General features: G+C 72.5%; 21 protein-coding genes. 14 read left to right on the forward strand and 7 right to left on the reverse strand.

What is annotated here, in order from left to right; translation table 11 throughout:
- The first annotated feature begins 56 nt into the window (after positions 1–56).
- A complete protein-coding gene (locus ABTZ99_RS17230) occupies positions 57–896 on the forward strand; it encodes an aldo/keto reductase (RefSeq protein WP_498776991.1) in 840 nt (279 codons plus the stop codon).
- Positions 897–903: 7 nt separating this feature from the next.
- On the opposite strand, the gene ABTZ99_RS17235 is transcribed toward ABTZ99_RS17230, so the two are convergent.
- Positions 904–1,557, reverse strand: coding sequence for an MOSC domain-containing protein (locus ABTZ99_RS17235; protein WP_498776993.1), 654 nt, complete (start codon positions 1,555–1,557; stop codon positions 904–906).
- Positions 1,558–1,652: 95 nt separating this feature from the next.
- Between ABTZ99_RS17235 and ABTZ99_RS17240 the strand changes: the two genes are divergently transcribed.
- A complete protein-coding gene (locus tag ABTZ99_RS17240; protein ID WP_499612198.1) occupies positions 1,653–2,378 on the forward strand; it encodes an SCO4651 family lipoprotein in 726 nt (241 codons plus the stop codon).
- Between the two features lie 4 nt (positions 2,379–2,382).
- Here ABTZ99_RS17240 and ABTZ99_RS17245 read toward each other — a convergent pair whose 3' ends face one another.
- The 5 genes from ABTZ99_RS17245 to ABTZ99_RS17265 all read right to left on the reverse strand — a co-directional run bounded on the left by ABTZ99_RS17245 (position 2,383) and on the right by ABTZ99_RS17265 (position 9,961).
- Positions 2,383–3,066 carry a peptidylprolyl isomerase gene (locus ABTZ99_RS17245; protein ID WP_499612217.1) on the reverse strand — a complete coding sequence of 228 codons (684 nt, stop codon included), beginning with the start codon at positions 3,064–3,066 and terminating at the stop codon, positions 2,383–2,385.
- A 63-nt stretch (positions 3,067–3,129) separates the two neighbouring features.
- A complete protein-coding gene (locus tag ABTZ99_RS17250) occupies positions 3,130–6,069 on the reverse strand; it encodes a helix-turn-helix transcriptional regulator (protein WP_498776997.1) in 2,940 nt (979 codons plus the stop codon).
- 90 nt (positions 6,070–6,159) lie between these two features.
- Positions 6,160–6,372 (reverse strand): hypothetical protein, encoded by a 213-nt coding sequence (locus tag ABTZ99_RS17255; protein ID WP_498776999.1) that lies wholly within the window; start codon positions 6,370–6,372, stop codon positions 6,160–6,162.
- Positions 6,369–9,206, reverse strand: a complete 2,838-nt coding sequence (locus ABTZ99_RS17260) for a type 2 lanthipeptide synthetase LanM family protein (RefSeq protein WP_499612200.1) — start codon at positions 9,204–9,206, stop codon at positions 6,369–6,371. Before ABTZ99_RS17260 ends, ABTZ99_RS17255 begins: the two co-directional genes overlap by 4 nt.
- Positions 9,207–9,412: 206 nt before the next feature.
- The gene (locus ABTZ99_RS17265; protein ID WP_498777003.1) at positions 9,413–9,961 is read right to left on the reverse strand and encodes a hypothetical protein; all 549 of its coding nucleotides are present in this window, start codon (positions 9,959–9,961) and stop codon (positions 9,413–9,415) included.
- Positions 9,962–10,041: 80 nt separating this feature from the next.
- Between ABTZ99_RS17265 and ABTZ99_RS17270 the strand changes: the two genes are divergently transcribed.
- The 6 genes from ABTZ99_RS17270 to ABTZ99_RS17295 all read left to right on the forward strand — a co-directional run bounded on the left by ABTZ99_RS17270 (position 10,042) and on the right by ABTZ99_RS17295 (position 16,431).
- On the forward strand, positions 10,042–10,584 hold the full coding sequence (locus ABTZ99_RS17270) for an enoyl-CoA hydratase/isomerase family protein (protein ID WP_498777005.1): 543 nt from the start codon (positions 10,042–10,044) through the stop codon (positions 10,582–10,584).
- Positions 10,581–11,582 carry a LacI family DNA-binding transcriptional regulator gene (locus ABTZ99_RS17275; RefSeq protein WP_230569298.1) on the forward strand — a complete coding sequence of 334 codons (1,002 nt, stop codon included), beginning with the start codon at positions 10,581–10,583 and terminating at the stop codon, positions 11,580–11,582. The genes ABTZ99_RS17270 and ABTZ99_RS17275 overlap by 4 nt, the downstream gene beginning before the upstream one ends.
- A 242-nt stretch (positions 11,583–11,824) precedes the next feature.
- Positions 11,825–13,180 carry an ABC transporter substrate-binding protein gene (locus ABTZ99_RS17280; RefSeq protein WP_499612203.1) on the forward strand — a complete coding sequence of 452 codons (1,356 nt, stop codon included), beginning with the start codon at positions 11,825–11,827 and terminating at the stop codon, positions 13,178–13,180.
- Positions 13,180–14,049, forward strand: a complete 870-nt coding sequence (locus ABTZ99_RS17285; protein WP_498777009.1) for a carbohydrate ABC transporter permease — start codon at positions 13,180–13,182, stop codon at positions 14,047–14,049. Before ABTZ99_RS17280 ends, ABTZ99_RS17285 begins: the two co-directional genes overlap by 1 nt.
- Positions 14,046–14,885 (forward strand): carbohydrate ABC transporter permease, encoded by an 840-nt coding sequence (locus tag ABTZ99_RS17290; RefSeq protein WP_498777011.1) that lies wholly within the window; start codon positions 14,046–14,048, stop codon positions 14,883–14,885. The genes ABTZ99_RS17285 and ABTZ99_RS17290 overlap by 4 nt, the downstream gene beginning before the upstream one ends.
- 25 nt (positions 14,886–14,910) lie before the next feature.
- Positions 14,911–16,431 (forward strand): glycoside hydrolase family 13 protein, encoded by a 1,521-nt coding sequence (locus ABTZ99_RS17295; RefSeq protein ID WP_498777013.1) that lies wholly within the window; start codon positions 14,911–14,913, stop codon positions 16,429–16,431.
- Here ABTZ99_RS17295 and ABTZ99_RS17300 read toward each other — a convergent pair.
- Entirely contained in the window at positions 16,415–16,879 is a 465-nt protein-coding gene (locus ABTZ99_RS17300; protein ID WP_499612206.1) for a MarR family winged helix-turn-helix transcriptional regulator, read from the reverse strand. The genes ABTZ99_RS17295 and ABTZ99_RS17300 overlap by 17 nt on opposite strands.
- Positions 16,880–17,019: 140 nt before the next feature.
- Here ABTZ99_RS17300 and ABTZ99_RS17305 point away from each other — a divergent pair, with 140 nt between their 5' ends.
- The 6 genes from ABTZ99_RS17305 (at position 17,020) to ABTZ99_RS17330 (ending at position 23,330) form a co-directional block, all read left to right on the forward strand.
- Positions 17,020–18,093, forward strand: a complete 1,074-nt coding sequence (locus ABTZ99_RS17305; RefSeq protein ID WP_499612207.1) for an alkene reductase — start codon at positions 17,020–17,022, stop codon at positions 18,091–18,093.
- Between the two features lie 269 nt (positions 18,094–18,362).
- Positions 18,363–19,124, forward strand: a complete 762-nt coding sequence (locus tag ABTZ99_RS17310) for a DeoR/GlpR family DNA-binding transcription regulator (RefSeq protein ID WP_498777019.1) — start codon at positions 18,363–18,365, stop codon at positions 19,122–19,124.
- Positions 19,125–19,197: 73 nt separating this feature from the next.
- Positions 19,198–20,541, forward strand: coding sequence for an ABC transporter substrate-binding protein (locus ABTZ99_RS17315; RefSeq protein ID WP_499612210.1), 1,344 nt, complete (start codon positions 19,198–19,200; stop codon positions 20,539–20,541).
- Positions 20,542–20,572: 31 nt separating this feature from the next.
- The gene (locus tag ABTZ99_RS17320) at positions 20,573–21,547 is read left to right on the forward strand and encodes a carbohydrate ABC transporter permease (protein WP_498777023.1); all 975 of its coding nucleotides are present in this window, start codon (positions 20,573–20,575) and stop codon (positions 21,545–21,547) included.
- Entirely contained in the window at positions 21,544–22,344 is an 801-nt protein-coding gene (locus ABTZ99_RS17325) for a carbohydrate ABC transporter permease (protein WP_498777025.1), read from the forward strand. The genes ABTZ99_RS17320 and ABTZ99_RS17325 overlap by 4 nt, the downstream gene beginning before the upstream one ends.
- Positions 22,341–23,330 (forward strand): zinc-dependent alcohol dehydrogenase family protein, encoded by a 990-nt coding sequence (locus ABTZ99_RS17330; protein WP_498777027.1) that lies wholly within the window; start codon positions 22,341–22,343, stop codon positions 23,328–23,330. The genes ABTZ99_RS17325 and ABTZ99_RS17330 overlap by 4 nt, the downstream gene beginning before the upstream one ends.
- The last annotated feature ends 104 nt before the right edge of the window (positions 23,331–23,434 follow it).

The following is a 23,434-nucleotide window of genomic DNA, read 5'->3' on the forward strand; positions in this document are numbered from 1 at the left end:
ACCGGTTGGCGCGAGTGGAGAACCGAGCAACACCCGAACCACGAGGAGCACCAGAGGTGTCTGAGACCTTTTCGCTGGGTGGGGACCTGACCGTCAACCGCCTCGGCTACGGCGCGATGCGGCTCACCGGTGAGGGCATCTGGGGCTACCCGGCCGACCGCGACAACGCGATCGCCGTGCTGCGCCGGGTGGTCGAGCTGGGCGTCACCTTCATCGACACCGCGGACGCCTACGGCCCGCACGTCAACGAGGAGCTGATCCGGCAGGCCCTGCACCCGTACGCGGACGACCTGGTCATCGCGACCAAGGGCGGCCTGCTGCGCACCGGCCCGAACGAGTGGCCGATCCTCGGCAAGCCCGCCTACCTGCGGCAGGCCGTCGAGACCAGCCTGCGGCGGCTCGGCGTCGAGCGCATCGACCTCTACCAGCTGCACCGCGTCGACCCGGACTACCCGCTGGAGGACCAGGTCGGCGAGCTGCGCAAGCTCCAGGAGGAGGGCAAGATCCGGCACATCGGACTGTCCGAGGTGGACGTCGCCCAGCTCGAGGCCGCCCGGGCGGTCGCGCCGATCGCGAGCGTGCAGAACCTGTACAACCTGGCCAACCGCGGGCACGAGGCCGTGCTGGAGCGCGCGACCGAGCTCGGCATCGCGTTCATCCCGTGGTTCCCGGTGGCGACCGGCGAGCTGGCCCGTCCCGGCGGCGTGCTCGACTCGGCCGCCAAGGAGCACGGCGCCACGCCCGCGCAGCTCGCGCTGGCGTGGCTGCTGCGCAGGTCGCCCGTGGTGCTGCCCATCCCCGGCACGTCCTCGATCGCGCACTTGGAGGAGAACGTGGCGGCGGCGCGGATCGAGCTGACCGACGAGGAGTTCGAGAAGCTGTCCGCGCTCGCCTGAGCCACCGCTACGCCGGGTCGAACGCCCGCCGCTCGACCCGGCGTCGCAGGTCCTCGGGCAGGTCGTCGCCGGCCGCCAGCAGGCCCGGCAGCAACGCGGGCTCCAGGGTCAGGGCGCGGAACGCGAGCGCGATCGTGACGTCGTGGTCGGGCCGGTGCTCGATCGTGATCTCGTCACCCGCCGTGATCGTGCCGGGCTCCAGGACGCGGAAGTACGTGCCGGGAAGCCCGCGCCGAGTGAACGTCTTCACCCACCCGTGCTCCTCCATCACCCCGGCGAACGTCCGGCACGGCACCCGCGGGCTGGTCGCCTGGAGCAGCAGCCCGCCGATCCGCCACCGCTCGCCGATCCGCGCGCCGCACACGTCGAGACCCACCGTGGTCAGGTTCTCGCCGAACAGCCCGGGCCGCAGGTCGGCCCGACCCAACTCCACCGCCCACGCGTCCAGGTCTTCCCGCGCGTAGGCGTAAACGGCCTGGTCGTCGCCACCGTGGTTGCGCGAGTCGGAGATGTGGTCGCCGATGACGCCGCTGCCGACCGGGCCGGGCGCGCGGACGTCCACGGGGCCGGGCACGGGGAGCTTGCCGATACCGGTGTGGCCGACGTTGGCCTGGTCGAACTCGACGCGGGAGCCGACGTTGACGGAGAGCACGTGGGGCATGCCCACGACGGTAGCCGAGACACTTTCGGGGTTCGCACTCCTTATCGGTCGCCGGTGGGGGAGGATGGCATCGTTCACCGTCCGTGGGGGGAGACATGCGCAGGTCCGTCGTCGCGTTGGTGCTGGCCGGGGTGGCGCTGGCGGGCTGCGCGGAGCGGACAGCCCTGCCGACGCCGACCCTCGGCCCGGTGGTGGACGACAGCGCCACGCTGATCGCGAACCTGGTCGCCCGCGCCGACGAGCAGCACTCCGTCCGGTTCGCCGCCGAGACCACCATGACCGGGCTGAGCGTCGCGCTCGACGGCGGCCTGCTGCGCGCCGGCGAGGGCCGGCTGGTGTCGTTGCGGCAGGACTCGTCCACCGACGTCGTCGTGCTGGCCGACGCCGGCTACTCCCGCACCGACGGCGGCACGTGGACCAGGCTCGACCTGGCCGACCGCGCGCCCGTGCGGGTGGACACCACGGTCGCCGGCCTGGCCGACGAGGTCGACCCGGCCTCGGTGGTGCGGTCGCTGACCGGCAGCCTGCTGGTGGAGAAGGGCGACGAGCAGCTCGACGGCGTGTCGACGCGCCGCTACACGCTCCTGGTCGACCTGCGGCTGCAGGCCGAGCGCGCGCCCGACAGCTCGCGGCGCGCCCAGCTGATGGCGGCCTACGAGTCGGGCTTCACCGCGTCCGCGACCGTGTGGGTCGGTCCGGGCGACCTGCCGGTGCGGGTGGAGCAGGTGCTGAAGACGTTGGAGGGCAACGTCTTCCAGCGCACCCTGCACCGCTTCACCGACTGGAACGCCGACATCCGGGTGAGCGCGCCCGTCTCCTAGCGCCCTAGCAGGTGCGCTTGGCCCGCTGGATGTTCGTGGTCAGGGCCGGGCGGCCGTCGACCTCGCTGTCCGGGTTCGGCGCGATGCCGCCGGCGGCGACCTTGTCCAAGGTGGCGAGCCCGGCGGGCGTGACGCGGCCGAAGACGGTGTAGTTGGGCCGCAGCACGGAGTCCGACGTGACCAGGAAGAACTGGCTGCCGTTGGTGTCCGGGCCCGCGTTGGCCATGGCCAGCGTGCCGCGCGGGTAGATGCGGCGCAGGCCCGTGGGGTCGTTCGGCGCGGGCGCGAGGTCGGTCGGCAGCTCGTCGGCGTACTTGTAGCCCGGACCGCCTTCACCGGTGTTGGACGGGTCGCCGCACTGCAGCACCTTCAACGTCGGGTACGCCGTGAGCCGGTGGCACGTCGTGTCGTCGTAGAACTTCTTCCGCACCAGGTGCAGGAAGCTCTGGACGGTGCACGGCGCCTTCGCGCGGTCCAGCACCAGCGGCACGGGGCCCTGGTTGGTCTGCAGGAGGACCTCGGGGTGACCGCGGTCGGGCGTGTGCCGCGGGTCGGGCGGCAGCGGCACGGGCCGGGCGGCCGGCTCGTCCGGCGTCACCGCGTACGCGCACGGCCCGCGAGTCGTGTCCGGTGCTCCCGCGTCCGGTGTCGCGGGGGAGGCCTGCGCCACCCCGCCGCCGAGAGCCATCGTCAGCGCCACTGCCACCAGGATTCTCACCGCACCAGGTCTAACGGACCGGCACCCGCCTTGCTAGGGCCGGTCGGCGGGTCCGAGGGACGCGGCGAACGCGCTGAGCGACTCCCGGTCCGGCTTCGCGGTCTTCGTGATCAGGCTCGCCACGTGCTTCTCCACCGTCCGCGGCGAGATGTGCAGCCGGGTGGCGATCGCCTTGTTGCCCAGGCGACCCGCCAGCAGCCGGAACACCTCGAACTCGCGCACGGTCACGCCCAGCGCCCGCAGCTCGCGCGGCACCTGGTCGGACCCGGTCCGCCGCTGCGGCACCGACGCGCCCACCTGCCGCAGCAGCCCGCGGCACGCGCTGGCCACCGCCGGCTGACCGGCCTGGTGGAAGTACTCCTCGGCGCCGCGCAGCCAGCCGACCGGCTCGCCCCACCCGTCGGCCACCGCCGCCTCGGCCACCAGCCGCAGCCCCAGGTGGCGGGCCAGCGGGTGGATCGCCGCCGCCTCGCGGCCCGCGCGCACGGCCTGCGCCGCCTCCGCCTCCCGACCGAGCCTGCCCAGCAGCACGGCCAGCGCGAACTGCGCGAAACCCCGGTTCCAGCGCATCCGCGCCGCCGCCGCCCGCGTCACCGCGCGGTAGCCCGCCAGGTCCAACGCGCCCGACAACGCGTCCAGCAGCAGGCGCAGCCCGTGCCTGCCGGACAGGTGGTACACGGTCGGCGCCTCGGCCTCGTACGCGATGGCGCGCGCCAGGTCGTGCCCGGCGGTCACGCGGTCCTCCTCCAGCAACGCGCAGAACGCCCGCGCCAACCCGAAGCACAGCGGCCGTTCCTGCGAGCCGACCCCGCCGAGCTGGTCGAACGCCTCGATCGCCGCGTCCATCTCGGCCCGCTTGCCCTGGTGCGCCGCCGCGGTCGCGCGCGCCATCAACCCGTACAGGGTGAGGTTGCGCAGCTGCAGCCGCCGCGTGTCCGCGATGATCCGGGTCAACTGCTCCGCCGCGGCGTCGTACTGCCCGCGCAGCACGGTGTCCAGCCCGAGGATCGCGTCGACGTTGTAGGCCACGCTGATCGCGCCGATCCGCAACGCCTCCTCGCGCGCCTCGGCCAGCTCCGCCGCCTCGCCCTCGGCCAGCCAGCCCAGCCCGGCCTGCCGGATCACCGCGTACACCCGCTGGATCGGCAGCCCGTGCTCCTCTGCCAGCGCACGGGCCCGGCTGAAGCACTCGGTCGCCTCGTCCAGGTCGCGGTCGCGCGCCAGCACGCCGAGCAGCTGCCACGTCTCGCAGCCCACCTCCGGCAGCGGCACCCGCTTCGCCGCGTCGGCCGCCCGCCTGGCCAGGAACTCGGCCGAGGAGATCCGGTCCGGCACCTCCAGGTTCAACGTCAGGAACGCGGCCACGGCGTCGAGGCGGGCGGTGTGCTCGTCGGTCGCGTCCGCGCCGAGCAGCGCGCGCGCCGTCTCCACGTGCGCCATGCCCTCGGTCCACCGGCCCGCGGTGTTGGCCACCTGCGCGAGCTTGGTGTGCAGCTCGGCCCGCCGCACCCGGCCCAACCCGGCGGCGCTCAGCTCGGTCACCGCGTCGACCAGCGCGAACGCCCGCTCGAACTGGCCCGCCTCGGCGAGCGCGGGCAGCAGCGAGTCCAGCACGTCGGCGCGGATGGCCACGTCGACCTCGGTGGCCAGCAGCCGGTGCGCGTGGTCGAGCAGCCGCACCGCCGACCCGGCCGCGCCGTCGGCCAGCGCCCGCCGTCCCGCCTCGGCCAGCAACGCGCCCGCCTCGGCGGTCTGCCCGGCGTCCAGCCGCAGCGACGCCACCAGCGCGCACCACTCGCCGGACAGGTCGGGGTGCAGCTCGCGCACGGCGTCGGCGGTCCGCCGGGCCAGCTCGGCCCGGTGCGGCGGCGGCAGCTGCGCCAGCAGCGCCTCGGCGGTCAGCGGGTGCCGGAACGCGTACCAGTCGGGCACCGGCTCGTCCGGCGTGACCAGCTGCGCGGCCACGCCCGCGTGCAGGTGCGAGAGCAGGGCGCGGTCGTCCATGCCGGTCACCCGCCGCAGCACCGACAGCGGGAACCGGTGGCCGAGCACGGCGGCCACCGACAGCACCTCGCGGCCCTGCGGCCCCAGCCGGTCGGTGCGGTGCGCGATCGAGCGGACCAGCGCCGACGGCACGTCGATGCGCAGTTCGCCGAGCACCTGCCAGCCGCCGGGCCCGCGCACCAGCAGGCCGCCGTTCACCAGGCCGTGCAACATCTCCTCGACCACGAACGGGTTGCCCGCGCTGTCGGCCCACAGCCGCTGCACGACCTCGGCGGGCACCTCGTGGTCCTCCGCCTCCAGGCACAGCCCCACCATCCGGCGCACCTGCCGCTCGTCCAGGCGGCGCAGCTCCATCAGCACGCCCACCTGCCGTTGCGCGGCCAGCCGGACCACGTCCAGGGTGGGGCCGGGGTCGGCGCGGGTGGTCACCAGGAGCGCGGCGGGCGCCTGGTCGAGGTTGTCCACCAGGTAGTCGACGACGGCCAGCGTCTCGGCGTCCGCGTCGTGCAGGTCCTCCAGCACCAGCAGGCACGGCTGCGTGCGGCCGACCACGGCCAGCAGCCGCAGCACGGCCTCGGCGAGCACCAGCACGGAGTGCGCGGGCCGTTGCTCCTCGGCGCCGGCCGCCTCCGGGCTCCACTCGGGCGCCAACCGGCCGAGCGCCGGCTGGTACGGGCCCAGTTCGCGCAGGTTGAGGCCGTCCCCGGCGCGCAGCAGCGACATCAGGGCCTCGGCCAGCGGCCGGAACGGCACGATCGGCCCGATCGTGCTGCCGCGACCGCGCAGCACCCGCATGCCGCGGTCGAAGGCGGCGCCGGCGGCGAAGCGCGCCAACCGGGTCTTCCCGATGCCCGGCTCGCCGACGAGGAACACGGCGCGGCCCCGGTGGGCGCCCGCGTCGGCCAGCATGCGGTCGAGCACGTGGAGTTCTTCGTCGCGGCCGACCACGACCGGCGCGCGGGTGTGCATGCGCCGACCTTAGTCAAGCCGAACGGCGGCATGCCAAACTGCCCGCACCCCCAGTGTGGGCGGGCAGTCCGGCGGTAGGGCCGAGCCCGGCTACAGGGGCAGTCCCGGCGCGCTCACCGTGGTCATGGTGCCTTCGCTCACCGCGACCGCGGCGTACGCGCCCACGGCCATGGTGAGGCCGGCCAGCGCGCGTGCCCGTGCGCCCGCCTTGGCCTTGCGGGACAGCGCCATCTCCCCGGCGGGGTGGTCGCCGTCCTGGTCTTCGCTCCAGGTGGTGACCTCGTCGCGGTTGGCGTCGTTCATCGGGTGTTCTCCTCGAGGGGGTGGATGTCGTGCGTGGACCCGAGCAGGAGCACCGAAGGCACCTGCTCGGGGAAACCGAGGCGGAGCAGGCCGTACCCGATGCCGGACAGCCCGGTGAGCAGGCCGGCCGACGGCACGCCACCGGGCGTGCCGCAGCGCGCCCCGTACTGGTCCAGCGCGCCGAGGACCAGCCCCGCGCGCCGGGTCTGCATGGCCGCGGCCAGGCCGTGCCCGCGTTCCGCGAGGACGGTCAGGGCCTCGATCACGCCCAGCTCACCGTGGCACAGGCTCAGGTCCCGCAAGGGTTCGTGCACCGCCAAGGCGTTCAGGCACCGGTCGAGGTGCAGGGTGTGCGCGTCGACCGGTTGGTCCGGGTGGGCGCAGTGCGCGAGCACCGCGCCGGAGAGCCCGGAGCACCAGCTGTGGTCCGCTTCGGCCACGTCGAGCAGGCGTTGCCGCAGGGCGTGGTCGGCGCGCAGGTTCGCGCGGCCGACCACACCGTAGCGCTGGTCGCCCGCGGCGCGCGCGTAGCGCAGCAACGCCCAGCCGACGCCCGCCCGGCCGCGGGCGAAACCGTCGCCGCCGGGGGTGGCCGCGGCGAGCCGGTCGGCGTAGGACCGGGCCAGCGCCGCGGCGGCGGGCGAACCGCTCTCCGCCCGCACCGCCAGCATCGCGGCCAGGCCGCCCGCCCACCCCTCGACCACGTTGGCCGGGTCCTCGCCGACGGCCTCGACCTCGGTCGCGACCTCCACGGCGGCACGCAGCCAGCCGCCGACCTCGTCGTCGTCGAGCAGGTTCGCCAACCGCGCCAAGGCGTAGGAGATGCCGCCCAGCCCGTGGAACGCGCCGCTGCCGACGGCCGCCGCCAGGTCGGTGTCCTCGGCGAACGCGGCCAGCAGGCCGGGGATCGGCCGCAGCGCGTCCCGCGCGTACTCGGTGTAGCGGGCGGCGCCGGTGAGCTTGCCGAGCTGCGCGAGGAACAACGCGACGCCGGTGTAGCCGTTGGACAGGCCCGCGCCCATCGGGGCGACCGCCCAGTGCCGGTCGTCGACCAGTTCGAGGCCCACCCAGTTGACCCGGCCGTCGGCGGTCGCCGCGTGCGCCAGCACCTCGTCGGCGATGCCGCACGCGGCGACCAGCAGCCGTTGCCGGTCGGGGACGCCCGCCTCCACCGGCGCGGCGACCCCGCGGCCGGTGCGGTGCTCGACCGGTCGCGGCCTGCTCGCCAGCCCGGCGCTGATCAGCCACTGCTGGTCGTGCTTGTCCACCTCGTCCAGCGCGGTGACCTTGGCCGTGACGGCGTCCAGCGAGGAGGACGGCAGCAGGTCCGGCAGCCGCTGCCCGGTCGAGGTCCACACGTCGCGGCTGCCCGGCCGGGTGGTGAACAGCGGCACGTCGCCCGCCCACAGGTCGCGCATCTCGTGCGGCACGAGGGCGTGCGCCACCTCGTCGTCCGCCGTGCCGTCCCACAGCAGGTCGAGGATGTCCTGGCGGTCCGAGGCGCCGCGCAGCGCGTCCGGGTGCGTCGACTCGTCCAGCAACGTCGCGTACAGCTGGGTCATCCGCGGCACGAACCGCACCGGCAGGTCGGCGAAGCGGTGCAGCAGCCCGTTCGGGCCGAGCAGCTCGGCGCGGTGGTCGTAGAGGGCGTCGTACCCGATCCGGAACCCGGCCAGCAGCGCGCCCTGGTAGTCCGCGGGCTCGGCCTCGCGCCCGTCCAGCACGGGCCGGTTGTGCGCGGTGGGCATGGGCGCGGGCCTGCGCACCAGGCGCATCCGGTCGGTGCCGGGGTGCAGCCAGGCCACGCCCTCGGTCGGCAGCCCGTCGCCGTGGTCGCCGCCGATGCCGCCGACGTCCAGCGCGCCGTGCTCGCCCAGCAGCACGCGCGGCAGCACGGCGGTGCGGTGCACGGACCGGGCCAGCGCCCGGACCGCCGGGTCCGCCGGCGCGCCGACCGTGGGGTGGAACACCGTCTCCACGTCCACCAGCACGGGCTGGTCGGCCGCCGCGATGAGGTTCTCGTAGTGCATGTCGGTGCCGTCCACCGCGTACAGCAGCGCGATCAGCGCGCCGAGCCGCTGGTAGAACCGGCCGACCTCGGTGACGTCCGCGCACGGGCGGTGCTCGACGAACTCCAGCCACCCGTGCCCCGCGCCGGCGAGGGCGCGCGGTAGCCGCAGGCCGAGGCCGGTGTGCCCGTCGAACCACGTCACCAGGTCCGCGAACGCCCGGTGCAGCGCCACCGGCCGGGGCTTGTAGACCACCCGGCGGCCGTCGGAGAAGGTCAGCACGGCGACCGAACGCCCCTGCGCGTGCGGGTCGCCCCGACCGGTCTCCACGTGCGCGAGCGGGCCGGGGTCGCGGCCGTCGAGCAGGGTGCGCACGATCTCCGGCCGGTCGGCGGCGAACCGGTCGAGCAGCTCGCGGTGCGCGTCGACCGCGTGCAGGCAGGTCTGGCCGAGCAGCCTGGCCAGCACCGGGTACCGGGCGAACAGCGCGGGCAGGTCGACGCGCCGGACGAACGCGGCGAACCGCTCCTGCGGAGTGTCGCCGACCAGCCGCTCGCCGACCCGGTCGAGGTTCAGCTCCAGCACGAGCGTGCGCGCGGCGATCCGGACCAGCCGCCTGCCCAGCGCGTGGGCGAAGTCGTCGTCCAGCCGGGGGTCGAGGGCCACGGCCGCGCTCACCAGGGGTCTCAGCGCGGACGCGAACCCCTCGTCCCAGCTGCCGCCGGTGAAGTCTGCACGGGCCGCGGTCGTGGTGGCGCGTTCCACGAACGCGGCCCATGAGGGCCGTCCACGGGGGACGACCAGCTCTTGGTGGTTCCCGCGCACACCGCTCAGCCACCACGCGGGGGGCGGCCGATCTACGGCGGAGGGGAACACGCCGCACAACGTGTCACGGGCGTGCGGTGGCGCACATGGGGGCCGTGCCCCCAGATTTGCGGGTGCGCGGGTCCGAAGCCGCAGATGTGCGGAGAACGCTCCCGTCGCAGGTCACCAGCGCACCGCGGGCAGGTGAACGGACGGCGTGCCCGGCGTCAGGCCGCGCAGTTCTCGGCTTGGCCGGCGGCGTCGCGGAACTCGTCCGGCAGCGACACCACGCCCATCTTCTCCACGCCCTCGTTCATCACCGTGACCGCCTCGGTCATGTCCTGGATGACGGCGCTGTAGATGTCGAGGGTCATCTCGGGCGCGGCGTCCACGGCCGACTTGGCCGAGACGAACTTGTCCCGCGCCCTGGTCAGCGGCTCGCTGATGACCTCGACCGCGGTGTCGGCGGCGGGCGTCGGCGCCGGGGTCAGCTCGTCGAGGTCGTGCAGGACGACGTCCAGCACGTCGACCACGCGGCCGAGCGAGTCGCTGACGGACTTCTTCGCCTGGACCGGGTCGGTCTGCGTCTGGTCGAACTGCACCCCGCCCGAGGCGATCATGTACTTCGCCACGCCGCAGAAGTTGTTCATCCAGCGCACGACCTCGGGCTCGGCCCCGGAGGCCGACGACGTCGGGCCGGGCGCGGGCTGACCCGTCACGGGCACCGCGCACCCGGTCAGGCCGACCAACGCCACCGCCACCACCCACCGCTTCACAGGGGATTTGTACCCCGCCGTCACCCGATAGTGGGGTGGAACATGACAACCGGGGGAACCGTCGACCACGATGGCGGCTCATGACCGTCTCACTCGATGTCTCCGGCGGGATCGCGGTCATCCGGATCGACGAGCCGTCGGACACCCTGCTGACCGACGTGCGCGCGCTGCTGCCCGTGGTGGCCGGCGCCCGCGCCGTCGTGCTCATCGTCGACCCGGGTCTGTGCGCCGCCGACACCGAGCGGCTGGTCCGGGGGTCGGTGGCGGAGCGGGAGGCGGTGGCGGCGTCGTTGCGCGGCGTGCGCGAGGAGGTGGCGAACCTGCCCGTGCCGGTGGTCGCGGCGATCGGCGGCAGCCCGTCCGGCGAGGCGGCGGAGCTGGCCATGGCGTGCGACCTGCGGGTGCTGGCCGCCGACGGTGGTCTCGGGTGGGTGACGGACGGTCGGGTGACCGGCGATCAGGTGTTGGTGGCACGGCGGGTGACCGCCGACGAGGCGTTGCGCACCGGGTTGGTGGACCGGGTCGTGCCGCGGTGCTCGGTGCTGCGGGCGGCGGTGGAACTCGCAAACGAGTGCAAGTCAACGCAAGCGGAACGTAAGTCCTGCCGTATAGTTGCTCCATGACGCAACGGCGGTTGGCGGAAGTGGCCGCGAAGGTCGGCGTGAGCGAGGCGACGGTCAGCCGGGTGCTCAACGGCAAGCCGGGCGTGTCCGACGCGACGCGGTCGGCCGTGCTCACGGCGCTGGACGTGCTCGGGTACGAACGGCCGACGCAGCTGCGCGGGGAACGTGCCCGCCTGGTCGGCCTGGTGCTGCCGGAGCTGCAGAACCCGATCTTCCCCGCGTTCGCCGACGTGGTCGGCAACGCCTTGGCGCAGCGCGGCTTCACGCCGGTGCTGTGCACCCGGACGGCCGGCGGCGTGACGGAGGCGGACTACCTGGAGCTGCTGTTCGAGCAGCACGTGTCCGGGGTGGTGTTCGCCGGCGGGCAGTACGCGCAGGCGGACGCGTCGCACGAGCACTACCGGCAGATGACGCGGCGCAAGCTGCCCGCGGTGCTGGTGAACGCGGCGATAGACGACCTCGGGTTCCCGCGGGTGTCGTGCGACGACGCGGTGGCGGTCGAGCAGGCGTTCGGGCACCTGGTGGCGTTGGGGCACACGCGGATCGGGGCGGTGCTGGGCCCGTCGGACCACATGCCGTCGAGGCGGAAGCTCACCGCGTTGACCTCGTGCGCGGCGGGCGCGGGGGTGGAGCTGTTCGAGGAGCACGCGATGTTCTCGCTGGAGGGCGGGCAGGCGGCCACCACCCGCCTGCTGCACCGGGGCGTCACCGCGATCGTGTGCGCCTCGGACCCGCTGGCGTTGGGCGCCGTGCGCGCCGTGCGCCGGCACGGGCTCAAGGTGCCGCACGACGTGTCCGTCGTCGGCTACGACGACTCGCCGCTCATGACCTGCACCGAGCCGCCGTTGACCACGGTCCGCCAGCCGATCGAGGCCATGGGCCGCGCCGCCGTCGAACTGCTCGCGAACCAGATCGCCGGCACCCCGGTCCCCGACGAGGAGCTGCTCTTCGAGCCGGAGCTGGTGGTCCGCTCCTCCACCGCCCCGGCCCCCCGCTGACCGCGAGCCGAACCTCCGTGTCCCGCGCGTCCTGGAGGTCGACGCGCGGGGTCTGAGGTTCGACCACGTCCGTTGCCGTCTGCCCCGTCAGGGGTGGGCGGCATTTTTTGTGCGTGAGTGCGGGGCGAGGGTTGCTTACGAGTTGATGTCGTGAAGTTGCGAGTTTTCGTAGACATCTTGCGGCGAAGTGGTGGGGCGACTTACCGTGTCCGCCACACCACACCCGAGGAAGGTCCGCCCCCATGAACTCACTCAGCCTCCGCAGAGCGGCGGGGTTGCTGCTGGCAGGCAGCCTGAGCCTGACCGCCGTCGCGTGCTCGCAAGCCGACGAGACCGGCGCCGCCGGCGGCAAGGTCACGATCTCGGTCAACGGCCAGCCGCCGCAGACCCAGCCGTTCGAGCGCAAGATCTTCGACGAGGACGTGGCCGAGTTCGAGGCCGCCAACCCCGACGTCGACATCGAGCCGCACGAGGGGTTCATGGACCCCAAGACGTTCTCCGCGAAGCTCGCCGGCGGCCAGCTCGAGGACGTCTTCTACGCCTACTTCACCGACCCGGCGAACCTCATCGCCCGCAAGCAGGCCGCGGACATCACCGCCTACGTCAAGGACGTCCCGCACTACGACGCCATCCGGCCGGAGCTGCGCGACGTCTTCAGCAAGGACGGCAAGGTCTACGGCGTCCCCACCGCCAACTACTCGATGGGCCTGCTCTACAACCGCGCCCTGTTCACCCAGGCGGGCCTAGACCCCGACCAGCCGCCGAAGACGTGGGACGAGGTCCGCGAGGCCGCCAAGAAGATCACCGCGCTCGGTGACGGCAAGGTCGGCTTCGCCGAGTACAGCAAGAACAACCAGGGCGGCTGGCACTTCACCGCGTGGATGTACTCCGTCGGCGGCCAGGTCGCCCGCCAGGACGGCGACAAGTGGGTCGCGGACTTCAACAACGACAAGGGCCGCGCGGCCCTGCAGCACCTCAAGGACATGCGCTGGACCGACAACACGATGGGCGAGAAGCAGCTGCTCGTCATCGAGGACGTCCAGCAGATGATGGGCGCCGGCCAGCTCGGCATGTACCTGGCCGCGCCGGACAACGTGCCCACCCTGGTCAACCAGTTCAAGGGCGACTACGCGAACTACGGCCTGACCGGCATCCCGGACGGCGAGGGCACGCTCATCGGCGGCGAGGGCTACATGATCAACCCGAAGGCGTCGCCGGAGAAGATCAAGGCGGGCCTGAGGTGGATCCAGTGGAAGTACCTCAACCCGGACCGGTTCGAGCGCAACCTCCAGCGGTACAAGGACCAGGGCCAGCCCATCGGCCTGCCCGTGCCGCCGGTCGCCGACGTCTGGACCGGTGACATCGCCGCCAAGCAGGCCGAGCTCAAGGAGCGCCTGGCCACGGTGCCGGTGGCGAACTTCCAGTCCTACGTGGACGCCACGCCGAAGGGGAAGATCGAGCCGCCGAACGCGCAGCAGGTGTACGCGATCCTCGACAACGTCATGCAGGCCGTGCTCACCGACCGCGACGCGGACGTCAGCAAGCTCCTGGCCGACGCGGAAGCCAAGGTGAACCCCGTCCTGGCCCAGGTCAAGTGATGCGCCGCCGCGTCGCGGAGAACCTGACCGCGTACGGGTTCCTGTCCGCCGCGCTGATCTGCTTCGCGGTGTTCTCCTGGTACCCCATCGCGCGTGGGGCGGTGCTCGGCTTCCAGCAGGTCGACTTCGTCACCGAGCCCACGTGGGTCGGCTGGGAGAACTTCGAACGACTCTTCGCCGACCCCCTGTTCGCCACGGCGTGGCGCAACACCCTGCTGTTCACCGCGCTGGCGCTGGTGTTCGGCTTCGTGGTGCCGTTCCTGCTCGCGGTCGTGCTCAACGAGCTGCGGCACTTCAAGGCGTACTTCCGGCTCATCGTGTACTTGCCCGTGATGCTGCCGCCGGTGGTGGCCGCGCTGATCTGGAAGTGGATGTACGACCCCGGCCCGGGCCTGCTCAACTCCGCGTTGCGCGGGCTCGGGCTGGAGGGGGTGGCGTGGCTGGACAGCGCCGACACCTCGATGCTGTCGCTGGTGATCGTGGCGACCTGGGCGAACCTGGGCACCGCCACGCTGATCTACCTGGCCGCGTTGCAGAGCATCCCCGGCGACCTGTACGAGGCGGCGGAGCTCGACGGCGCGAACGTGCTGCGCAGGCTGTGGCACGTCACGGTGCCGCAGACCCGGTTCGTGCTGCTGGTGCTGCTGCTGTTGCAGGTCGTGGCGACGATGCAGGTGTTCACCGAGCCGTACGTGATGACCGGCGGCGGACCGGAGGACTCCACGGTCACCGTGCTGCTCCTGCTGTACCGGTACGCCTTCTACTACAACGACTTCGGCACCGCGAGTGCCCTGAGCCTGTTGCTGCTGCTGGTGCTCGGCGCGTTCACCGCGCTGTACCTGCGCGTGACGCGGAAGGCGGACGCGTGAGGACGTTGATCGCGCCGGGACGCGCCGGCGTCGGCTACAAGGTCGCGCTCGCGATCACGACCGTCGTCCTCACCGCCATCTTCGTGGTGCCGCTGGTGTGGGTCGTGCTCTCGGCCATGAAACCGGCCGTGGAGCTGGCCCGCGTGCCGCCGACGGTCCTGCCCGAGACGTGGACGCCCGGCACCTACGCCGAGGCGTGGGATCTGATGGACCTGGGCCGGTACTTCCTCAACACGATCGTCGTCGCGGTCGGTGTGTGGGCGGTGCAGCTCGCGGTCGACGTGCCTGCGGCGTACGCGCTGTCGCGGCTCAAACCCGTGCTGGGCAAGGGGATCCTCGGCATGATGCTGCTGACCCTGATGATGCCCGCCGCGGTGCTGCTGGTGCCGACCTACCTGACGATCGCCGACCTCGGGCTGCTGAACAACCCGTTGGCGCTGTGGCTGCTGGGCGCGGCCAACGCGTTCACGGTGTTCCTGCTCAAGCGGTTCTTCGACCAGCTGCCCGCGGAGGTGCTGGAGGCGGCCCGGATCGACGGCGCCGGCCAGTTCACCATGCTGTGGCGGATCGTGCTGCCGCTGTCCAGGCCGATCCTGGCGGTCGTGTCCATCTTCGCGGTCGTGGCCGCGTGGAAGGACTTCATCTGGCCGCTGCTGGTGTTCTCCGACCCGGCGCGGCAGACGCTCAGCGTCGCGTTGCAGCGCTTCGCCCCCGACACACCGGTCAACCTGCTGCTGGCCGGCCTCGTGCTGTCCAGCGTGCCGATGATCGGCCTGTTCCTGGTGTTCCAGCGGCACGTGCTGGCGGGTCTCACCGCCGGCAGCGTGAAGGGCTGAACACATCACCGAGGGAGGAATCCACATGAACTGGTGGCGCGGTGCGGCCATCTACCAGGTGTACCCGCGCAGCTTCGCCGACGGCAACGGCGACGGGATCGGGGATCTGGCGGGTCTGCGCCAGAAGCTCCCGTACCTCGCCGAGTTGGGTGTGGACGCGATCTGGCTCAGCCCCTGGTACCCCTCGCCGCTGGCCGACGGCGGCTACGACGTGGCGGACTACCGCGACATCGAGCCGGTGTTCGGCACGCTCGTCGAGGCGGAGAAGCTGATCGGCGAGGCGCACGCGGTCGGCCTGCGGGTGATCATCGACATCGTGCCCAACCACTGCTCCGACCAGCACCCGTGGTTCCAGGAGGCGTTGCGCGGCACCGGTCGTGACCGGTTCTGGTTCCACGAGGGCGACGAGCCGCCGAACGACTGGCGGTCGCGGTTCGGCGGGCCGGCGTGGAGCCAGGCGCCGGACGGCTCGTGGTACCTGCACCTGTACAGCCCGGAGCAGCCGGACCTGAACTGGACCAACCCGGAGGTGCGGGCCGAGTTCGAGTCGATCCTGAGGTTCTGGCTCGACCGCGGCGTGGACGGGTTCCGCATCGACGTCGCCGACGGCCTGGTCAAGGACTTCTCCCGGCCGGACGCCGAGCTGCCGTACTCCGACCAGGACGGCGTGCACGACATCTACCGGTCGTGGCGCGAGGTGCTCGACGAGTACCCGGACGAGCGGGTGTTCGTCGGCGAGATGTGGTTGCCCGACCCGGAGCGGTTCGCCCGCTACCTGCGGGCCGACGAGCTGCACTCGGCGTTCAACTTCGACTTCCTGTGCTGCCCGTGGGAGCCCGACGAGCTGCGGCGGGTCATCGACGGCACGCTGGCCGCGCACGCGCCGGTGGGCGCGCCGCCGACCTGGGTGCTGTCCAACCACGACGTGACGCGGCACGTGTCGCGCATGGGTCGGGCGGACTCGTCGTTCGACTTCGGCCGGCGGCAGCACCTCACGCCGACGGACCTGGAGCTGGGCGCGAAGCGGGCGCGTGCGGCGATCATGCTGACCACCGCGCTGCCCGGCTGCGTCTACGTCTACCAGGGGGAGGAGCTGGGGCTGGAGGAGGTGGACGACCTGCCCGACGAGCTGCGCGAGGACCCGGTGTGGGTGCGTTCCGGGCACACCGACCGCGGTCGTGACGGGTGCCGGGTGCCGATCCCGTGGGGTGACGACGGCCCGTCGTGGCTGCCCCGGCCGGCGCACTGGCGGTCGCTGTCGGTGGCCGCGCAGACCGGCGACCCCGACTCGATGCTCGCGCACTACCGCACCGTGCTGGCGTTGCGGCGCTCGGAGCGGGCGTTGGGCGACGGGCCGATGGAATGGCTCGAGCTCGGGCCGGGCGTGGTCGCGTTCCGCCGCGGTGACGACTTCGCGTGCGTGCTCAACCTGTCCGCCGAACCGGTCGCGCTGCCCGCGCACGACGCCGTGCTGCTGACCAGCGGACCTCTCGTGGACGGCGCCGTGCCGCCGGACACCGCGGCCTGGCTCAGGACGGCTCGCTGAACCGACCGGTCCGCGTCGCCAGGTTGCACTCCAGCAGGCCGAGCACCCTCAGGGTCTCGGCCTGCTGGTCTTCGTCCAGGTCGCCGAGCGTGGCCTCCTCCAGCTCGCGCCACACGCGCTCGACCTCGTGCCGCAGCGCCTGGCTCGCGGCGGTCGGCTCGACCAGCGCGGCGCGGCCGTCGGTCGGGTCGGGGGAGCGGCGCACGAAGCCCGCGCGTTCCAGGCGCTGCACGGTCCGGGTCATGGTCGGCGAGTCCGTGCCCAGTTCCTCGCACAGGTCCGCCTGCCGCATCGGGCCGCAGTCCCACAGGCGCATCATCACCAGCTCCTGGCCGGGGTGCAGGCCTGCCTGCCTGAGCAGCTGACCGGCCAGGAGGCGGTGCAGGCGGGCCACGCGGAAGATCGCATGGCTGATCCGACCGCTCTCGGCGACCTCTGGAATGGGCATTGACGTGGGATTTTGTCCTGTCGCGGCCATGCTTCGATTCTAGCCGCGCGATGGAGTGATGGGGGTCACCACGGCTCACGGGAATCATCCGCGCTCGGATTACTGTTCGAGCAGGTAAAGGCAGCAACCTGGAGGAAGCCATGAGCACCGCGTTCGAGCCCCTGGATCTGGCCGGCACCGAGCTGGCCAACCGGATCGTGATGTCGCCGATGACCCGCAGCCGCGCGCACGACACCGTGCCGACGTCCGCCATGGCCGAGTACTACGCGCAGCGGGCCAGTGCCGGCTTGATCATCACCGAGGGGATCCAGCCGTCCGCGATCGGCCAGGGCTACCCGTTCACGCCCGGCCTGCACAGCGACGAGCAGGTCGAGGGCTGGCGCGGCGTGACGGACGCGGTGCACGCGGCGGGCGGGCGGATCTTCGCGCAGCTCATGCACACCGGCCGGATCAGCCACCCGAGCGTGCTGCCCGGCGACCTGCACCCGGTGGGCGCGTCCGCCGTGCGTCCGGCGGGTCAGCTGTTCACCGGTTCGGGGATGGCGGAGTTCGTCACGCCCAGGGAGCTGACCGGCGCGGAGGTGGAGGCCACCATCGCCGACTTCGCCACCGCCGCGCGCAACGCGGTCGAGGCGGGGTTCGACGGGATCGAGCTGCACGGCGCCAACGGGTACCTGCTGCACCAGTTCCTGGCCGACAACACCAACCGGCGCGCGGACGAGTGGGGCGGCCCGGTGGAGAACCGGATCCGGTTCGTGGTCGAGGTGGTCCGCGCGACGTCCGAGGCGATCGGCGCGCACCGCGTCGGCCTGCGGATCTCCCCGTCCAACCCGTACAACGACATCGCCGAGGAGTCGACCGAGGAGCTGTACCCGGCGCTGGTCGACGCGATCGACCCGTTCGGCCTGGCGTACCTGCACATCGGCGAGACCGGTGAGCGGGCGCTGACGCTGGAGCTGCGCAAGCGCTTCTCCGGCGCCCTGATCCTCAACCCGTTCACGCCGGACGGCGTCACCGGCCCGGACCACCTGCCCCTGCTGGACGACGGCACGGCGGACGCGTTGAGCTTCGGCGCGCTGTTCCTGGCCAACCCGGACCTGCCCGCGCGCCTGGCGAACGGCGGCCCGTTCAACACGCCGGACCCGGCCACGTTCTTCGGCGGCACCGAGAAGGGCTACCTCGACTACCCGGCCCTGACCACCGTCAACGCCTGATCGGCCCGTCCTGGGCGTTCGGCACGAGGCGAGGCCCCCGAGTTGCGCAAACTCGGGGGCCTCGTCGCGTCGGCTGTGGGTGTGAACGGGCAGGAAGTGGGGCCCGTTCGGGCAAGAATTCGCCCGATCGTGTGTGTTCGGTCAGGCGAAGCGGGCGGAACTCGGGCATCGTTCACCCAGGTGTGGTGCTGGCCACACCATTTCGACGGTGTTAAACCTTAGGCGCGGCCCGAACGGGCAGCGACGGTCCGAGCGGGCAGGGAGGCGACGTGCGGGCGGACGAGCGCAAGCGCCGCATCCTGGCCCGTGCCCGGGCGGACGGCCGGGTCGACGTGGCCGAGATCGCGGCCGAGCTGGAGGTCGCGCAGGAGACCGTGCGGCGTGACCTGCGCCTGCTCGACGAGCACGGCCTGGTCCGCCGCACGCACGGCGGCGCGTTCCCGGTGGAGAGCGCCGGGTACGAGACCGGGCTGAAGTTCCGGTCCGCGTCGATGGTGCCGGAGAAGCGGCGCATCGCCCGGGCCGCCGCGGACCGGCTGGGTGACGCGGAGACGGTGTTCGTCGACGAGGGCTACACACCCCAGCTCGTCGCCGAGGCCCTGCCCACCGGCAGGCCGTTGACGGTGATCACCGCGTCCCTGCCCACCGCCGCCGTGCTGTCGGAGGTGCCGTCCACGACCGTGCTGCTGCTCGGGGGACGGGTGCGCGGCCGGACGCTGGCGACGGTCGACCACTGGGCCACCCGCATGCTCTCGGAGATGGTGATCGACCTCGCCTACATCGGGGCGAACGGCATCTCCCGCGAGCACGGCCTCACCACGCCGGACCCTGCGGTGGGCGCGGTCAAGGCGCAGGCCTTGGCCTCGGCCCGCAGGCGGATCTTCGTCGGCGTGCACACGAAGTTCGGCGTGTCGAGCTTCCACCGGTTCGGCGGCATCGCCGACCTGGAGGCGGTCGTCACCGACTCCGTGCTGCCCGCCGGCGAGGCGCACCGCTACGCCCTGCTCGGACCGAAGGTCGTCCGGGCCTAACCCCCGACCCCACACCCGAACGACCCCGGAGCGCCAGGGGTCTGGTTCCGCTCGCCCTAAGGAAGGCAAGACGATGAAGTCATTGCGGTATGGCGGCCTGCTGGCCGCGGTGCTCCTGGCCACGACCGCGTGCGCCGGCGCGGGCGGCGGGGGCGGCGGCGCCGAGAACTCGATCAACGTCCTGATGGTGAACAACCCGCAGCTGCAGGACCTGCAGAAGCTCACCGCGGACAACTTCACCAAGGACACCGGCATCACGGTCAACTTCACCGTGCTGCCCGAGAACGACGTCCGCGACAAGATCAGCCAGGACTTCTCCAGCCAGGCCGGCCAGTACGACGTGGCCACGATCAGCAACTACGAGACGCCGATCTACGCCAAGAACGGCTGGCTCACCCCGCTGGACGACTACGTCGCCAAGGACACCGGCTTCGACCAGGACGACGTCCTCGAACCGATCCGCCAGTCCCTCACCGCCGCCGACGGCAAGGTGTACGCGCAGCCGTTCTACGGCGAGTCGTCGTTCCTCATGTACCGCAAGGACGTGCTGGACGCCAAGGGCCTGACCATGCCGGAGGAGCCGACGTGGCAGCAGGTCGCCGAGATCGCCGCCCAGGTCGACGGCGCGCAGCCCGGCATGAAGGGCATCTGCCTGCGCGGCCAGCCCGGCTGGGGCCAGCTGATGGCGCCGCTGACGACGGTGGTCAACACGTTCGGCGGCACGTGGTTCACCAAGGACTGGCAGGCCGGGCTGGACTCGCCGGAGTTCAAGGAGGCCACCGGGTTCTACGTCGACCTGGTCCGCGCGCACGGCGAGGCGGGCGCGCCGCAGGCCGGGTTCGCCGAGTGCCTGAACAACATGACCCAGGGCAAGGTCGCCATGTGGTACGACGCCACGGTCGCCGCCGGGCTGCTGGAGGCCGACGACTCGCCGGTGAAGGGCAAGCTCGGCTTCGCCCAGGCCCCCGTGGTCAAGACCGAGAGCTCGGCGTGGCTGTACACGTGGGCGTTCGGCATCCAGAAGGCCAGCAAGAAGGCCGACAACGCGTGGAAGTTCGTGTCCTGGGCGTCCGGCAAGGGCTACGAGGAGCTGGTCGGCAAGACGCTGGGCTGGTCCAAGCTGCCCGACGGCAAGCGGAAGTCGACCTACCAGCGGCCCGAGTACCTGGCCGCGGGCGGCACGTTCGCCAAGCAGGCGGAGGCGGCCATCGCGGGCGCCAGGCCCACCGACCCCGGCGTGCAGGAGCGGCCCGCGAGCGGCATCCAGTTCGTCGGCATCCCCGAGTTCACCGACCTGGGCACGCAGGTGTCGCAGAAGATCAGCGCCGCCATCGCGGGCTCGACCACCGTGGACGCCGCGCTGGCGGAGAGCCAGGCGCTGGCCGAGGTCGTCGCCGAGAAGTACCGGGGGAAGTGATGAGCAACCCCACCCCCATCGGGAGGACCCGGTGACCGCCGTCCGGGAAGCCCCCGCGCGCACCGGGCCCAAGCCTCCGGCGCGGACGGGGCAGTTGGCCGCGGCGGCGCGCTGGGCACGGCGCGCCCCGCTCCTGCCCGCCCTGATCTTCACGATCGTGGTCACGCAGCTGCCGTTCGTCGCCACGCTGGTGATCTCGCTGATGCGGTGGAACTCGCTCGACCCCACCAACCGCGGGTTCGCGGGCCTGGACAACTACACCGCCGTGTTCACCGATCCCGACCTGCGCAGCGCCATCGGCGTCACGGCCCTGCTGACCGCGACCGTGGTGCTGGTCAGCCTGGTCCTCGGGCTGGGGCTGGCCCTGCTGCTGGACCGGAGGTTCGCCGGGCGCGGCCTGGTGCGCACGATGCTCATCGCGCCGTTCCTGGTGGTGCCGGTCGCCGCCGCGCTGCTGTGGAAGCACGCGCTCTACAACCCCGAGTACGGCCTGCTCAACGGCGTGCTGACGTGGCTGTCCGGCGCGGACGCGCCGCAGCCGGAGTGGATCAGCGGCATGCCGCTGACCGCGGTCGAGGCGGCGCTGGTGTGGCAGTGGACGCCGTTCATGATGCTGATCCTGCTGGCGGGCCTGCAGAGCCGCCCGCAGGACGCGGTCGAGGCCGCGCGCATCGACGGCGCCTCGGCGTGGCAGGTGTTCCGCTACCTCACGCTGCCGCACCTGCGGCAGTACCTGGAGCTGGGCGCGCTGCTCGGCTCGATCTACATCGTGCAGAACTTCGACGCCGTCTTCACCATCACCTCCGGCGGCCTCGGCACGGCCAACCTGCCGTACACGATCTACCAGACCTTCTACCAGGCGCACGACTACGGCCAGGCGTCCGCCGCGGGCGTGGTCGTGGTCGTCGGCTCGATCGTCATCGCCACGTTCGCGTTGCGGGTGGTGTCGTCGTTGCTGCGCGAGGACGGCGGCCGAGCCGCGAACCGGACGGAGGCACGGGCATGAGCAGGTTGCTCGGCTTGGCCGCGTGGGCCGCGGGCCTGCTGTTCTTCGCGCCGGTGGCGTGGATGGTCCTCACCTCCCTGCACAGCGAGCAGGACGCGGCGACCAACCCGCCGTCGCTGACCGCGCCCCTCACGTTCGACGGCTACGCCGAGTTCTTCGACTCGGAACCGTGGCCGCCGCTGATCAACTCGCTGAGCGCGTCGGTCGGCTCGACCCTGCTCGTGCTGCTGCTGGCGGTCCCGGCGGCGTACGCGCTCTCGATCAAGAAGGTCGACAAGTGGTCGGACGTGCTGTTCTTCTTCCTGTCCACCAAGATGCTGCCGGTCGTGGCCGGGCTGCTGCCGATCTACCTGGTCGCCCAGTACACCGGGATGCTCGACAACATCTCGTTCCTGGTCGTGCTCTACACCTCGATGAACCTGCCGATCGCGGTGTGGCTGATGCGGTCGTTCCTGGCCGAGGTGCCGGGCGAGATCCTGGAGGCCGCCGCGCTGGACGGCGCGGGCCTGGTCACCACGCTGCGCCGGGTCGTCGCGCCGGTCGCCATGCCCGGTATCGCCGCGACCTCGTTGATCTGCTTCATCTTCAGCTGGAACGAGCTGCTGTTCGCCCGCGTGCTGACCGGTGTGGTCGCGGGCACCGCGCCGGTCTACCTCACCGGGTTCGTCACCAGCCAGGGCTTGTTCCTGGCCAAGGTGTGCGCCGCCGCCGTGGTGGTGTCGCTGCCGGTGCTCGTCGCCGGGTTCGCCGCCCAGGACAAGCTGGTCCAGGGCCTTTCTCTGGGAGCCGTGAAGTGAAAGCAGCCGTGATCACCGGGGTCGGCGCGGTGGAGGTCGCCGAGGTGCCGGACCCGAGGCCCGGCCCGCGCCAGGTCGTCGTGGACGTCGCGGCGTGCGGGCTGTGCGGCACCGACCTGCACATCCTGCAGGGCGAGTTCGCGCCGACGCTGCCGGTCGTGCCGGGCCACGAGTTCGCGGGCGTGGTCGTCGAGGTCGGGTCGGAGGTGGCGGAGCTCGCGGTCGGCGACCGGGTCGCGGTGGACCCCTCGCTGTACTGCCACGAGTGCCGGATGTGCCGGTCCGGGCGGAGCAACCTGTGCGAGCGGTGGGCCGCGATCGGCGTCACGACCGGCGGCGGCGCGGCCGAGTACGCGCTGGCGCCCGTCGCGAACTGCGTGAAGCTGCCCGACCACGTGCGCACCGAGGACGCCGCGCTGATCGAGCCGCTGTCGTGCGCCGTGCGCGGTTACGACGTGCTGCGGTCGCAGCTGGCCAGCCGGGTGCTGATCTACGGCTCGGGCACGATGGGCCTGATGATGCTCCAGCTCGGCAAGCTCACCGGCGCGTCGTCCATCGAGGTGGTGGACCTCAACCCGGACCGCCTGGCCACGGCCGAGCTGCTCGGCGTCACGGCCACCGCGACGTCGCCCGACGAGCTGGACCGGCCACAGGGGTGGGACGTGGTCATCGACGCCACCGGCAACGAGAAGGCGATCCAGGACGGGCTCGGCCGGGTCGCGAAGGGCGGCACGTTCCTGCAGTTCGGCGTCTCCGACTACGCGGCGCGGGTGACCATCGACCCGTACCGCATCTACAACCAGGAGATCACGATCACCGGCTCGATGGCGGTGCTGCACTCGTTCGAACGGGCGGCGGACCTGTTCGCCACCGGGGTGCTCGACCCGGAGGTGTTCATCAGCGACCGCCTGCCGCTGGCGGACTACGCCCCGGCGCTGGCGCGGTTCCAGGCCGGGCGGGGTCGCAAGATCCAAGTGCTGCCGTGACGCGGCTCGGCCCCGGGGCCGCGCCCGGGGCCCGGGGCGTGGCGGGGGGGGGCTCTTGTTAGCCGCGCGGGTGGGGGCGCCCATGAACAGGGGCGCCCCCCCGC

This window comes from Actinosynnema sp. NPDC002837 (assembly GCF_040295345.1).
Classification (GTDB): Bacteria; Actinomycetota; Actinomycetes; order Mycobacteriales; family Pseudonocardiaceae; genus Actinosynnema.